This is a genomic window from Proteiniclasticum sp. C24MP (genome assembly GCF_043951855.1).
In the GTDB taxonomy this organism is placed as follows: Bacteria; Bacillota; Clostridia; order Clostridiales; family Clostridiaceae; genus Proteiniclasticum.
In genome coordinates this window covers 14,059-28,074 of sequence record NZ_JBINJW010000009.1, presented here as the reverse complement: position 1 = coordinate 28,074, position 14,016 = coordinate 14,059, and the positions used below count along the sequence as shown (strand labels likewise).

The window sequence follows — 14,016 nt, the reverse complement described above, 5'->3', positions numbered from 1 at the left end:
CCTAATTTGCGACTTTTACTACGCTATATCTTATTATTTTTTCATCTCTCTGATATCCCTTGAGAAACACCTGAACGATTTCCTTTTCTCCCAGAGATGGGTCATCCACATGCATGACCGCCTCGTGGAAGTTCGGATCAAAAAGGGCTTCTGTATCTATTTCAGACACTTTCAGCTTCTTCAAGGAATCCTTGAACTGGGTCAGCGTCATGTCTACACCCTTTCTCAGGGAATCCACATCACCTGACTCCACCTTCAGTGAAGCTTCCAGATTATCCAGTACAGGTAGCAGCTCCTTCACCACTTCAGCAATACTGTCTGTATAGATGCCGTCCTTTTCCTTCTGGGTTCTTTTTCTGTAGTTTTCATATTCGGCATTCAGTCTTGTAAGTCTGTCTTTCAGAGCCTGATTTTCATTTTCCAGCTTCCTGATCCCTTCGAGCATTTCTTTCTTCTTCCTGAATAGTTCTTTCATATCAATCGTACTTTCTACCTGCTCTTCCGTTTTTTCTTCTGCTGTCACTTCCTGTTCAGATGTTTCCACATCTTCAGATTCTTCTACAAAAACCTCATCCTTCATATCTGTCACTTCCTGAGCTGAGTCCTGTCGCTTCTCTTCCTTCGCGACATCCTGGAGATCTTTGTTCTTATCCTCCGTCATTTACATCCTCCTCATTGAGCCTTTTACCAAGCTCTTTCTTTACATTATTTATGATTGACACTACCTTGGAATAATCCAGTCTCTTCGGTCCGATGAGATTGATTGTTCCTACATTTTCATCGTTGATCTTGTAACTGGTAGTGATGATCGTGAAATCTTTCGCTTCCGGCAGACTCAGTTCTTCTCCCAGTGTGATGAGCATATCTTCATTGGCATCATCCACATCGTGGAACAGAAGATCCGGCTGTTCCAGCAGCCCCAGAAAATCCTTCATTTTGTTCACATCGGAAAACTCAGGATAGTTCAGGATCTTGGATGTGCCGTCTACAAAGTATCTGTTCTCCTGGGCTTCTTCATTAAGACTTTCATATACTGCTGAAAGAATGGAAAGAAACAGTTCATCATACCCTTCCAGGTCATTCTTAAGGCTGTTGACGATATGAAGATTGATGTCTTCAATGTTCATGTCTTTCAGCTTCAGATTGAGAAGATTACAGATGTTCATCAGCACTTCCGGTTCCGGTGAATGGTTCAGTCTGATCAGTTTATGCGTAATGGCTCCATGGTCTACCATAATCACTGCAAGGATGGTATTTTTCTCCATGCTGATCAGCTGGATGTTCTTCACATGGGCTTTCGATATACTGGGCTTCTTGGCCACAACAGCCAGATTCGTCAGTTCCGACAGCATCATGGCTGTCTGCTTCATGATCTTATCGATCTCGAAAGCGGCCATGGTGATGATCTTTTCTTCGATAAACGAAACTTCTTCCGGACTTAGAGATTCCAGTGTCATCAGTTTATCTATATACATTCTGTATCCTTTTGCCGATGGTATTCTTCCGGAAGATGAATGAAGCTGATCGAGATACCCCAGTTCTTCCAGGTCAGACATCTCATTTCTGATGGTGGCAGAACTGATACCAAGCTGGTATTTCTTTTCTAAAGTTCTCGAGCCCACAGGTTCACCAGTCATGATATAGTCTGTGACGATCGCCTTCAATATTTCCAGTTTTCTGCTGTCCATCTGATTTGACATCTTTCTCACCCCTTTACTAGCACTCGCACTCAATGAGTGCTAACAGCTACGATAATAAAATAACATCTCAGATGTTATTTGTAAATACCCCTGAATAGTTGAAATCAGGGATTCGATATTATTTTTCCGCTTTAAATGAATATATTGGCCTTTTGCTTCAAAATGTTCGCTTTTTCTCCCGTTATCAACAGGATATTCTGAAAACCGCTGCATTTCAGGAACAATCAGATTGTACCAAATGAATATTAAAACAAAGTTAAATACTATCCAGCTCCTTTATTCTCTGCCCAATCTAGTCCTGAAGCTGTTTCCCCCATGAAGTCGGACTGAAAAAAGCTCCATATTCTGGAGCTTTTCTGTCATATTTTCAGTTCATCGACCTCTTTGAAGCCTCTGGTTTTCACAAATTCCACTTCATGTCTGAAATTGGTCAGAGCATCAAATGGATTCACTTTCTCAAGATTCAGCTTTCTGAATGTATTCCTGTCAATGAGTATGGATAGAATTCTCTTGCTTTCGTCGACGCCACTGTACTTGTTTTTTTCCGTTTCCCACACATTGACCAGCACATCTTCCACTGGCAGTATATTGAGCAGATTACGCGCTGTTCGAAATACTAGCCCTGATACGAACTGATTGGCGATGTCGTAATAGTCCGTTTTCGTGTATTTTTTGATGGATAGCTTCCCGGTGGGCGTCAGGGCTTTATACTCCTCTGGGATGAAATCATCAATACTGAGTGTCATATCCACCTTCAGAGAGTCATGGTCCGTGTAGCTGAAGTCCATGTTCCTGACATAATGACCAAGCTCCTCACTTAATTTCAGGTCTTCCAGTACCTCCAGATAACTTTCCTTGTCATCATGCAGCATCTTATCTGCAATGATTCTGTTGTTCTGCCAGGCAGTATAGAGTTCCTCATCCATTTTTCTGGCTTCCTCAAGCACTTCCTTTGATTTGTCTTCGAAATCGCCTTTCTTGAAGACTCTTGCAAATAACCCCGGTCTGTTCTCTTCAACCAGCTTCATGGCTTCTTCTGTATGAGGACCCGTTTTTCCTTTCTCGAAAGGCTCTGCTTCCACCTTGACCTCTTCCCAGTCGATTCCACTGGGATAATCCTCATAGTGATGAAGGGTCGTGATCAGTGCGATATCTTCACGGTACGCATTGACCTCTGCTTCCGGATCAGAAAACCCGGATTCCTTTCTGAACACTTCCCTGTTGCCGAACTTCTTCAGTATGGACTTCGCACTAAGTGTCTTACTGTAGGAAAGGCCTGTTCCCGGAAGACTGAAGGTTGTTCTGGAGCTTCCTCTGGTACTGAAACTCTGTCTGAATCCCTTTGCACCGAAGGAAATACTGGCTCCTGATTTCCCGATATTCAGGCTGAAGAGTTTTCCTAGTCTTATTCTTTTTCTGAAATTAAATCCCATTTTGCTTCACCTATGGATCATCCATCCATTTATCCTTCCAATTCCTTGCTTCTGACTACGTATAACGATCATCAGTTCTTCCTCTTATCTTCAATTCTATCGAATGTTCCGTAAATTATCAATGCTTCCATGGTGGTTCTGCAATTATTGCGGCACATTATAAAACCTGCATGATTTCATGCAGGTTTTATAATGCCTTCCTTTTTCAGAAACGGCATTCATGTTCATCCCATTTCATTGGCCATGTCATCCATCGGTAAGGAAATCTCTTTCTCTTTTTCTTCCTCAAGCAGCCTTTTCATTTCCAGCTTCCTGAGTTTTTCTTCCAGAAGCTTTTCTTCCAGTGTGAGCACATCCTCAAGTGTGACTTCTTCCCATCGATTCATGATGTTGAAGAGATTCACCACATCCTGCTCATTGTATTTCATGATTTTCACGATTTTCTCTTCCGGCATTCTGTGTATGTATCCATGATCCTTTATGATTTTCGAAAATGTTTTTGCCAGGGTCATTCCTGAAATGAGCTCGCCGTCTCTTTCAATCTGATGAAGTCTTTCCAGATTCTTGAGTCCGATGTTCTTCTTGTACTTCGCTTCATACTCCTTCTGAATATCCACAAGCTCAAATTCTTCCGCAAAATCATACTCAATTTCATATTTTCTGAACAGATGATTGATCACCAGAAAATCATTGTTTCCTGAGAACGTCACAAGATACTTTTTCCCATCTGTCTTCATGGCTTCGAAGTAATCTTTGGTCATCTTCAGAATCGCTCTGGCATCCTTCTTGTTTTCGATCATATACTGTGTCGTCACTATGGCCTGCTTCTCTTCCTGATAGACTGCTGCACCGAAAACACCAATGGCTATGGGCTCTTTGTAGAGATAATGTTCTAAATCAAAGAAGATCGAATCCTTAATGATCTCTTCGCCACGATATTTCAATGTGCAGTCAGAAGAGTTGACGGCAACAGGAATTCTTTCCTTTTGCACCAGCATTCTTCATCCCTCTTTTCTTTCTACTCTATATCCAGATCCTCTATCTTCACATGATAGATGATATCTTTTCTTTCCACTGCAACTTCCGCTTTCTTTCTCACTTCCGGATCCTGAAGCACCAGATTCACCAGCTCTCGTGTAGGGTTCACCAGCACTGGATGTCCAACCAGTTTGAACATGGTGAAATCCCCCGCTGTATCCCCATAGGCATAAGAAGCTTCCAGATCGATGTCATACAGATCCCTTAACTCGAAGATGGCATTCTGCTTCGAATTTCCATCCCACATGGGTATGACTTCACCTGTATAGCGTTGTTTCTCATCCATGGGATAAATGGATCCTCTGTAGTCATCAAAATCATGCAGACTGGCCATCTCTCTAACAAGCTCAATGGGACTTCCGGATATGGTAATGACCTTATGCCCTTCGTTCTTATGCCACTTGATTCTGTTTCTTGTGAAGAGATAGTTTCTAAGTCCCATATCCCGCACCACATTATGAATGATGTGTTCGATGAAACTGTGATGGAATCCCTTGATCGCAAGCGTATAGATGTTGGCCATCTTGATGAGATAATCATCATAGGATCCTACCCTTCGATCATATTTATCGTAATAGGGTTTCACCTGCGTAAACCAGTCCTCTTCCTTGATGATCTCACTTCTGATCATTCTCTTGAAAAGTTCCTTCATGAACACTTCTCTGTAAAGTGTTCCATCTATATCGAAAAAAGCTGCTGTTTTCATGAAAGTTCCCTCCTCATGGTTCACTGAAAATCCAGAATACTCATGTCCAGATTTTTCAGGCTCGCTATGCACTTATCCGCTTCGCCAATGATTCTATCACTTACCGCTATCACTTTCATTCCCGCTCGTTTCGCAGACAGGACACCCGCTCTGCTGTCCTCGAAGACTGCACATTCATCCGGTTCGATCCTTAGTTCCATGGCGCAGACAAGGTAGACTTCCGGATTGGGTTTAGGTGCCTTCACTTTATGCCCATCGATGACCACATCAAAATACTTCTTCAGTCCGGTCATTTCCAGTACCAGGGAAGTGTTGTCACTGGTCGATGCGATTGCCGTTCTTAACCCGTTGAACTTCAGTAGTTCCAGAAATTCCTCCACACCATTAAGCAGATATTCCTCATCTATTTCAGTGATGTATTCAAGATACAGATTGTTCTTCTTTCGAAGAATTCGCATCTTTTCCACTTCACTCATGGTGATGTTCTTCATCTGCAGGAGAATTTCCAGAGACTTTGAACGAGCAACTCCCTTGATCTGTTCGTTGTCCTCAACGGAAAAGTCTTTTCCAAGTTCCTGTAGTATTCTCTTCCACGCTAGATAATGAAATCTGTCCGTGTTGACCAAAACTCCATCCAGGTCAAAAACGACAGCCTTGATCCCCATAAATTACCTCCAAAAATAAACTAATCCTATTCTGAATAATTGATGATGACATTGAATAGTATAAAATAAATGATACCATATTTCTTCTTGTTTATTACATTATAGCGTATCTTTTGGTGTATCCATAGAATTTCCGCTTGTTAATTTTATGACATTTCATTACCCTGTTGACTCGCAAGCAACAAAGTACTATAATATTCTAGTAATTGATAATGATTTTCAATAGGGACGGTGTATAATATGTGCGTTAATGATTTAAAGCTCGGAGAAAAGGCGTTTGTGCGAAATGTCTTTGGCGACGAGAAGCTGGTTAAGAGATTATCTGCCCTAGGCTGTACAGAAGGTTGTCAGATCGAGGTAGTAAACAGAGCTCCTTTCGGAGATCCCATTGTGTTGTCTCTCAGAGGTTCCAACATGGCAATCAGAAAAAAAGATGCCGGTAACATTCAAGTGGAGGCTTCTTTTTAATGAAAAATATTGCGTTAATCGGTAACCCTAACGTAGGAAAGACCACTCTTTTCAATCTGCTCACAGGCTCCAACCAATATGTCGGGAACTGGCCTGGTGTAACAGTGGAAAAGAAAGAGGGTTACCATAATGATATAAAAGTAACTGATTTACCAGGTATCTATGCATTAGATACCTATTCTAATGAGGAGAAAGTTTCCAAGGATTTTCTGGAAAACGGAAAACCGGATCTCATCCTCAATATCGTGGATGCATCCAATCTGGAAAGAAACCTGTACCTCACAACTCAGATTCTGAAATACAATATTCCAGTGATCATCGCTATGAATATGCTGGATATTGCAGACCTGAAGGGCATGGACATCAATCCTGAGATTCTCCAGGAAGAACTTGGCATAAGAGTGATCCCCATCATGGCCACAAAAGGTCAGGGGATCGAAAAACTCAAAGAAGCTCTGTCGGAAAAGGATCATTCCATCAGACCTAAACTGGGTGATTATCCCGATGAGAAAACAGCATATGAGGAAATCAACAGAATTCTGGGAAAAGCGTCAAAGATGGTCAAAGAATCCCAGTCGGTCACAAGAAAGATCGACAGAATCGTTCTGAATCCGATACTAGCCTATCCCATATTCATTCTGATGATCTATCTGGTGTTCAAGCTCACCTTCACCTGGGTGGGGGCTCCTCTTTCAGATTTCCTGGATGCCTATGTGCTCACAGGAATCTCTGAATTCATGACAGGAATCCTTTCCGGCAGCAGCCCCTGGTTCCAGTCACTGATCATAGACGGGATCATTGGTGGTGTCGGTGCGATTCTGGTGTTTCTGCCCATCATCATGGTGATGTTTGCCGCCATATCCATTCTGGAAGACTCCGGATATATGGCAAGAGGTGCCTTCATCATGGATAAACTCATGAGGAAGATCGGACTTTCCGGAAAAGCCTTCATTCCCATCCTGATGGGATTCGGGTGCACAGTACCTGCAATCATGGCAGCCAGAACCCTTGAAAGTGAAAAGGACAGAAAACTCACTGCTCTTCTTGCACCATTCATGTCCTGCAATGCAAAACTTCCTGTATACATTCTCTTCGGAACCATTTTCTTCAGGAATCATGCGGAATTTGCAGTCATGGGGCTGTACCTCTTCGGAGGACTAGTGGCCGTCCTTTTAGGAATGCTGCTGAAGAGCACGATCTTCAAGAAAGATGAAGAACCTTTTATCATAGAGCTGCCAGAGTATAAGGTTCCTTCCTTCAGTCTCGTTGCAAGCAGCACCTGGGATAAAGGAAAGGGATTCATCAGAAAAGCTTCCACTATCATCTTCTCCCTTTCGGTGTTTGTCTGGTTCCTCTCCAACTTCAATACGGGTGGACTGGCAGATATGGGAGACAGTTTCCTTGCCGGTTTCGGTTCCATTCTTGCACCGATATTCGCTCCGTTGGGATTCGGCACCTGGGAAGCAGCCGTATCTCTTGTTACAGGAATCATGGCAAAGGAAGTGGTATTGTCCACCATGGGCGTGATCTACGGCGGTGATCTCAGCATGATTCTGCCCACACTGTTTACACAGCTTACGGCAGCCAGCTTCCTGGTGTTCGTTCTACTGTATACTCCTTGTGTGGCGACCATAGCAACCATCAGAAAAGAATATGGAGGCAGATTTGCAGTCTTCAGTTCTATCTTCTACTTCTGTGTTGCCTGGATCATGTCCTTTCTGGTTTACCAGATCGGTTCACTTATCTTATAGGAGGATAAAATGGAAATCATCATAACCATAGCCATTGTAGGCGCTGCCTTCTTCTTTCTTGTAAGAAAGATCAGAGCGACGAAAAATGCGGACTGCAGTACATGCAGAAGCTGTGATACGGACTGCTCCATCTACACTCCGGAAAGAGCCATGGGCATAGAGTTCATTAACAGTTCCACGGAAAAGAAAACTGCGGATAAATAGAAATAGAGCCGAGAAATGATCCATATGGATTCGTTTCTCGGCTTTTTATTCGCGCCGAAAAAAAGGTGAAATGAATTTCCAGCGTCCATGCTCTTCTTTAGTGCGCTGGTCTATCAAAAAAGACCGTTTTCATGATAGAATTGAAATAACAATGAAACATCAAGGCGGTGATCAGAGTGAAATTTGTTACCCTATCAAGAGATACAGGAAGCTTAGGCGATGAGATTGCCAAAGGCTTGGCAGAGAATCTCAATGTGCTTCACATCACCAGGGATTATGTGCTGAAGAACTGGTTCCCTGAAATTGCCACTGCACATGAGCTGCATATGCTTTCTGAAAGCCCGGGATATTATATGAAGACCTCTGCCAGCGGGATAGTCTTTCAGGATTTTCTCGAGAAGAAGCTCCATGAAACTGTAGCAGGAGAGTCTGTGATCATAAGTGGTCTTGGTTCTCAGCTGATCTTTCAGAGTCACAGGGAAGCTCTTCATGTGAAAATCACAGGTTCCAAGGCGGCACGCATCGAAAGGATGATCCGCCGTAACAACCTTTCCCATGATGACGCTGAGAAAATACTGGAGCATACCGACAGGCGGCATAGAAGATATATTCAGCTCCTCTACAAGACGGACTGGATGGATACCCTGCTTTATCATGTGAACATAAACACCGACAAAGTAGAAGCCGAGGAAGCCATCAGTTTGATCCTTGATCTCTATCGGAAAAAGAGAATGGATCCAGGAACAGTTGAAGAAGCTGTTCAATCTGAAGAAATACACTTCAAGAACGAGTCCGAGGAGGAATTTGCCAAAGTACTCGATCTCTACAATCTCGAGTGGGAATATGAACCGCGCACCTTCCCTTTGAAATGGGATTCAGAAGGTAATATCACACAGGCTTTCTCTCCTGATTTCTATCTTCCTCGGTTCAACACCTATATTGAACTGACCATCATGAATCAGAAGTACACATCCATCAAGAGAAAGAAAATGGCTCTTCTGAAGAAACTCTATCCGGGAACAAATATCAGCATCGTATACAAGAATGACTTTCACAGTCTGGTGGAGCGATTTGCGCAGTGGGGGGATCATGTACATGAATAATCTTGGTAAAATCATTTATACAGAAGAGGAAATCAGAGAAAGCGTCCAGAAAATCGCGGGGGAAATCAATGATTACTATAACAATGATGAGCTGATCATCATCAGTATTCTGAAAGGTTCGATCTATTTCCTTTCTGATCTCACGAGGCATCTTACCATGCCCATTGAGCTGGATTTTCTATCCATCGGCGTCAAAAAAGATCAGGAGAAGCAAAGAGTGGTCACCTATATCAAGGATCTTGATCTTGATATCACAGGAAAAAACGTCCTCCTTCTGGAAGACGTCGTCGGCACGGGACTGACCATAGGTTATGTCCTTCAGCATCTGGAATCCTTCCACCCGCGAAGTCTTCGTGTGTGTACTCTACTTGATAACCCGGCAAAAAGGCTGCTTAATTTCGATATTCATCACACCTGCTTCACCATGCCTGATATTTTTGTTGTGGGTTATGGACTGGACTACAACGAGAAACATCGAAATCTGAAGGAAATCGTGGAATACAGAAAATAGAATATGCTCAAAAAAAGAGGCATTCTCCTTTGAGATTGCCTCTTTTTTGAGCATAAGGGAGCTCCAACGAACCTTCATCGAGTTCCTTCTTAGTTCTGCCATGTTCTTCGTTTCCACTTAAATAGTCATTTTCTTAAATACTTCATCTGCTAAGATACTTGGTACTAATTGTTTACTATAGTCTTTTTCCATCTCTGGATATACTAGATTTTTTACTTTCCTGTGTATATTTTTCAATGTTTCTGGACATATGGTAAGTCGATTTTTCTCTTTCACTTTTCAGGTATAGCAGATTCTTGGTCTACGGTATTTAAGTTTCCTATTAAGTTTTGTTTCTGAAAACAGCTTCCGTAAGCTTTCCGTCTTAGGTATTCCTTGGAGCTTATTTATATGATAGCAGAATTTACTGATAATTTAAAGGGTGGAGAAAGTGAAGTGGCTTTCATTAGCTTCATCTATGTATAATTATCTCCATTTCTCTCTCATTCTCTTAAATATGTAAGTAATTATACGCATTCATGACAATAACTCGCATAATTATTCTTGTTGTTCAGCTTGCTTCAACGCTCTCATGAGCTCTCCCACGCTCCACGCCTGGGCAAAACATCCCTTCGATCCAGATGGCTTTTCTCCATCAAATATTTCAGCAATCTGGCCGATGCACCCTTCTCTCAAAGTGCCTTCCAGAAGCCCCATATCTTTCATCACTTTCTCTTTAGCTCCTCTGGAATAGTCGTTGACCTTTAGATAAGCCAGATAATATCCGCCCAGCGGAAAAGCCCAGACTGTACCCTGATGATAGGCGGTATCTCTGTCCCATAAGGATCCTCCATAGGAAGGACGATACTCCGGATCGTCCGGAGACAGTGAGCGTAAACCATAAGGGGTATAAAGCTTCGTATACACTTTTTCAACAACTTTTCTTTCCTTCTCTCTGTCCAGCATGCCGAAAGGAACCGAAACAGCCCAGATCTGATTGCATCTCACCTGGTAGTCCGACTCTGTTCCCGATACTACATCTTTCAGACACCCTTGCTCATGGTTCCAGAACTGCTGCACAAAAGAATCTCTCACCCTCTTTGCAAGTGCACGGTACTCCTGACCGCTCCCCATTTCCATAAGTTCCAAGAAGTATTCCATGACTTTCAGGTCATTATACCAGTATGCATTGATTTCCACAGGTTTCCCATGGCGTGGCGTAGGAAGATAATCATAGACTCGGATATCCATCCAGGTAACCTGCTCAAGCCCGCTTCCAGCTGATAGGAGATGGTCTTCCTCCATCCGGATATGAAAATCGGTTCCCTTTCGATACCAGTCTATGATCTCCATCATCTTCGGCATGGCTTCCCGGACAAATTCCAGGTCCCTGAATTCCTGATAATATTCATACACCGCATAAATGAAGAGCAGGGATGCATCCACCGTGTTATACATGGGTTCCTGTTCTCCTTCAGGGAACATATTCGGCATGATCCCGTTTTTCATGTATTTCATAAAGCTTCGGAAGATACTCTCCGTGTCCTTTTTTCTACCTGATGCGATGCAGCATCCCATGACGGCAATCATGGTATCTCTGCCCCAGTCTCCGAAAAAAGGATATCCCGCAATGATGGTTCTGCCGGATACGGATTCCCTGTCCACCACAAAGGCATCGGCAGCTATGGCCAGCTGCCTGCCCAGATCTGATTTCATTCCTGAAGCTTCAGAAAGACTTTCCTTCCTTTTCCGCTCCTCAAGGATGATTTCATCCGGATGATCACTGATTTCATTCAGGCTGTAAAGAATATAGGCGGATCTCTTCTCCATGGGCTTCATTCGGATGTAGTACTCATGGTCTGAAAACTGTGTACCAATCGCATCTCTCTCATCTTTCGCATCATCTTCAAAGTAAAGGTCCTCCTCCCAGAGGGTATCCGTCTTTCTTACCATTGCATCGGTTTTATAGAACAGCGTATATCCTCCGCTGACGATTCTGTCTGCACTGACCTCTGCTTTCTGTCCCTTCTGAGGCATGCTTCCTTTCGGCACGAATCTCATCCAGGGCTTCAATATGACTTCTGTATTTTTTCCGCTGTGATTTTCCATTTCATAGGAAACAAGCACGAGATTTTCTTCATATTTCATGACCACCTTTTTCTCTATGGATACGCCATGAACCAGATAGTTCCATGCGGGATAGTGTTCCAGCGAAAATCCGTCCAGATACCGGAATCCTTCCTTGTTTTTTGTATAGCCCACATACTCCTGGGATCTAAGTGTCGTCTCACGATCATCGATTCTGATGATTTCCTCAAGGTTGGATACAAACTGCACCCAGTTATTGGGTGCCTTCACAGAAGCCATGAAGAGCACATGCTCATTTCTTGAAGAGGACCCTACCATACTGAGGGATGAATAGCCTCCCTTCCGGTTTGCGAGAAGATAGCAGTTCTCCTGTCCTCTTCTCAGTGTATTCCAGTCTCTTTTTCCATAAGTGAATTTCATGTATTTCCTCCCTATCTTTCCTGTCTTCTGCCTGTTTTACTCCAGTTCTTTGTCTCTTCTGAAGTCATAGATTTCGAATGGAACTGTAAGCTCCTTCCCGTTGATCACCACGGTATCTCCATCCATCCAGTAAACCACCGCTTCCTCTTCCCTGTAGTTCCAGTAGATGTTCTTCGGTTTTCTCCCCATTTCATTAAAGACGAGTTCTCCTCGGACCGTATTGGCCACGGTAGCGCCATGTTCACCCAGATAGGCTCTCACCGTATAGGTTCCATCGGGTGAGATTTCCTCCGCTATAAGGGTCCCTCCAGAGAAATGACTCATGTCATAGAAAAAATAATAGACTCCGATGAAAAGCAGGAGCACGATTAGGAGCATGACCGTAATGACTTTTCTCATCCTATTTCACCTTCCCTTTAACTAATATTAGTATACCGTACCATTTGATTCCTTGTTTCATTTTCCCATAAAAAAAGAAATAGCTTCTCACTATTTCTTTTATATTTTCCTTAATTTATTTACAGCAGAACGTTGAACTCACCAGGACTGATCATGAGAAATCTGGACATGAATTCCGGTTTCTTGTCAATCATGATGTCTTCTATGGGAATACCGTTTTTCCCCAGTCTATGGATAAGGTCGATGAGGAAAGTATCACTTCCCACAAGATAATAGATTGCGTTTTCAGGAATGAATGGTCCGTCCATCAGTTCATAGAGTTTCTCTCTTCCATCAAGCCAGTAGTTGCAGTAGGTGTCGCAGGAAATACGATCCAGATCGTTTCTGTAGAGAAATTCTCCTGAAGCATCCACATTGATGTTCAACACTTGAGAAATGTCCTTACCATCTTTATTGTACGCAAGTACCAGCGGCCTCATGGTGGCTATCCCTACACCCATGGAAATCAGCACCACCGGTCTTTTTTCTCGTCGAAGTCCCATTCTGGAACCCGGTTTGAAGACAACAATCTCATCTCCCACCTTTGAATCAAACAGTCTCTCTTTGAATTCTGAGCAGTTTTCCCTTTTCCGTGTGGTAAAACCGATCTTCTTCTCCGTCGGAAGTGTCATGATGGACATGTGTCTCACCCAGGCTGAAACAGGTTTCTCTCCCGCATCATATCCGGCTAAGCCGATGTGTACATGGGAACCTTCATCCCAGAGAAAATCCTCCGGCATATCCATGAAATAGGTACGGGTGCCGAAGGCTTCCTCCACTATGTCTGTAATCTTTAATCTATATTTTACCATAATGCCTCATCCTTTGATTTTATTTGATTGTATACAATCTTTTTGTCCGATAAGAATATTATAGTGAATCTCACGAGATATGTCAAAATTTAACAATGTCATTTCATGCTCCCTATCTGAAGCATTCATTCTCTGCCGGCGTGATGCTTCATTTCTTTCAGGTAAACACAGATGAAAAAAAGATGCGGAACACTCCGCATCATCTCTTACCTATAAGGAAATTTCTCCTGTTTCAATACGCTTTCTCAGATCTTTTATTTTCTCCTCGATGAGCTGTGCAGTCAGAATGAACGCATCATCGGACTGGCCGGAAGGATCATCCAGGCCCCAGTCCTCGCAGTGTCTGGAAGGAAGATACGGACACTCCACATTGCACCCCATGGTGATGACCACATCCACATTTTCAGGCAGATCATCAATGAGTTTTGAATGCTGCGTAGCTTCCATATCAATTCCGTATATACTTTTCATGATTCGTACTGCGTCCTGGTTGATCTGAGGTTTCGTCTCCGTTCCCGCGGAAAAGGAGTCAAACACATCTCCTGCCAGTGTTTTTCCAAGCGCTTCCGCCATCTGGCTTCTACAGGAGTTGTGAACGCACACGAATGCGACTTTCGGTTTCAAATTGCATCAGTCCTTTTTCTTTTCAGTATATCAGAATTCGTCTGAATCCCCGGTTAAAATCATGTTAAGAAGGTCG

General features: G+C 43.1%; 15 protein-coding genes. 5 read left to right on the top strand and 10 right to left on the bottom strand.

What is annotated here, in order from left to right; all coding sequences use genetic code 11:
- Position 1: 1 nt before the first annotated feature.
- The 6 genes from grpE to pgmB form a co-directional block, all read right to left on the bottom strand.
- Complete coding sequence (gene grpE, locus ACHAL6_RS08270) at positions 2-661, bottom strand: nucleotide exchange factor GrpE (RefSeq protein ID WP_395269988.1); 660 nt, start codon at positions 659-661, stop codon at positions 2-4.
- Complete coding sequence (hrcA, locus tag ACHAL6_RS08265) at positions 648-1,700, bottom strand: heat-inducible transcriptional repressor HrcA (protein ID WP_395269986.1); 1,053 nt, start codon at positions 1,698-1,700, stop codon at positions 648-650. The genes grpE and hrcA overlap by 14 nt, the downstream gene beginning before the upstream one ends.
- Before the next feature lie 359 nt (positions 1,701-2,059).
- Positions 2,060-3,133: a DUF4236 domain-containing protein gene (locus ACHAL6_RS08260; protein WP_395269984.1), complete on the bottom strand. Its 1,074-nt coding sequence runs from the start codon at positions 3,131-3,133 to the stop codon at positions 2,060-2,062.
- A gap of 224 nt (positions 3,134-3,357) precedes the next feature.
- Entirely contained in the window at positions 3,358-4,131 is a 774-nt protein-coding gene (locus tag ACHAL6_RS08255) for a ribonuclease H-like domain-containing protein (RefSeq protein WP_395269982.1), read from the bottom strand.
- A gap of 20 nt (positions 4,132-4,151) precedes the next feature.
- Positions 4,152-4,877, bottom strand: coding sequence for an HAD-IB family hydrolase (locus ACHAL6_RS08250; RefSeq protein ID WP_395269981.1), 726 nt, complete (start codon positions 4,875-4,877; stop codon positions 4,152-4,154).
- Between the two features lie 20 nt (positions 4,878-4,897).
- Entirely contained in the window at positions 4,898-5,542 is a 645-nt protein-coding gene (gene pgmB, locus ACHAL6_RS08245; RefSeq protein WP_395269979.1) for a beta-phosphoglucomutase, read from the bottom strand.
- 240 nt (positions 5,543-5,782) lie between these two features.
- Here pgmB and ACHAL6_RS08240 point away from each other — a divergent pair, with 240 nt between their 5' ends.
- The 5 genes from ACHAL6_RS08240 to hpt all read left to right on the top strand — a co-directional run bounded on the left by ACHAL6_RS08240 (position 5,783) and on the right by hpt (position 9,579).
- The gene (locus tag ACHAL6_RS08240; RefSeq protein WP_395269978.1) at positions 5,783-6,010 is read left to right on the top strand and encodes a ferrous iron transport protein A; all 228 of its coding nucleotides are present in this window, start codon (positions 5,783-5,785) and stop codon (positions 6,008-6,010) included.
- Positions 6,010-7,761 (top strand): ferrous iron transport protein B, encoded by a 1,752-nt coding sequence (gene feoB, locus ACHAL6_RS08235; protein ID WP_395269977.1) that lies wholly within the window; start codon positions 6,010-6,012, stop codon positions 7,759-7,761. The genes ACHAL6_RS08240 and feoB overlap by 1 nt, the downstream gene beginning before the upstream one ends.
- 9 nt (positions 7,762-7,770) lie before the next feature.
- Complete coding sequence (locus tag ACHAL6_RS08230; RefSeq protein WP_395269975.1) at positions 7,771-7,965, top strand: FeoB-associated Cys-rich membrane protein; 195 nt, start codon at positions 7,771-7,773, stop codon at positions 7,963-7,965.
- A 176-nt stretch (positions 7,966-8,141) separates the two neighbouring features.
- A complete protein-coding gene (locus ACHAL6_RS08225) occupies positions 8,142-9,068 on the top strand; it encodes a cytidylate kinase family protein (protein ID WP_395269973.1) in 927 nt (308 codons plus the stop codon).
- On the top strand, positions 9,061-9,579 hold the full coding sequence (hpt, locus tag ACHAL6_RS08220; protein WP_395269972.1) for a hypoxanthine phosphoribosyltransferase: 519 nt from the start codon (positions 9,061-9,063) through the stop codon (positions 9,577-9,579). Before ACHAL6_RS08225 ends, hpt begins: the two co-directional genes overlap by 8 nt.
- Before the next feature lie 537 nt (positions 9,580-10,116).
- On the opposite strand, the gene ACHAL6_RS08215 is transcribed toward hpt, so the two are convergent.
- The 4 genes from ACHAL6_RS08215 to ACHAL6_RS08200 all read right to left on the bottom strand — a co-directional run bounded on the left by ACHAL6_RS08215 (position 10,117) and on the right by ACHAL6_RS08200 (position 13,940).
- Positions 10,117-12,066 (bottom strand): amylo-alpha-1,6-glucosidase, encoded by a 1,950-nt coding sequence (locus ACHAL6_RS08215; protein WP_395269970.1) that lies wholly within the window; start codon positions 12,064-12,066, stop codon positions 10,117-10,119.
- 36 nt (positions 12,067-12,102) lie between these two features.
- Positions 12,103-12,465, bottom strand: coding sequence for a DUF5412 domain-containing protein (locus ACHAL6_RS08210; protein WP_395269968.1), 363 nt, complete (start codon positions 12,463-12,465; stop codon positions 12,103-12,105).
- A 119-nt stretch (positions 12,466-12,584) separates the two neighbouring features.
- The gene (locus ACHAL6_RS08205; protein ID WP_395269966.1) at positions 12,585-13,316 is read right to left on the bottom strand and encodes a hypothetical protein; all 732 of its coding nucleotides are present in this window, start codon (positions 13,314-13,316) and stop codon (positions 12,585-12,587) included.
- A gap of 210 nt (positions 13,317-13,526) precedes the next feature.
- Positions 13,527-13,940 carry an arsenate reductase ArsC gene (locus ACHAL6_RS08200; protein ID WP_395269965.1) on the bottom strand — a complete coding sequence of 138 codons (414 nt, stop codon included), beginning with the start codon at positions 13,938-13,940 and terminating at the stop codon, positions 13,527-13,529.
- Between the last annotated feature and the right edge of the window lie 76 nt (positions 13,941-14,016).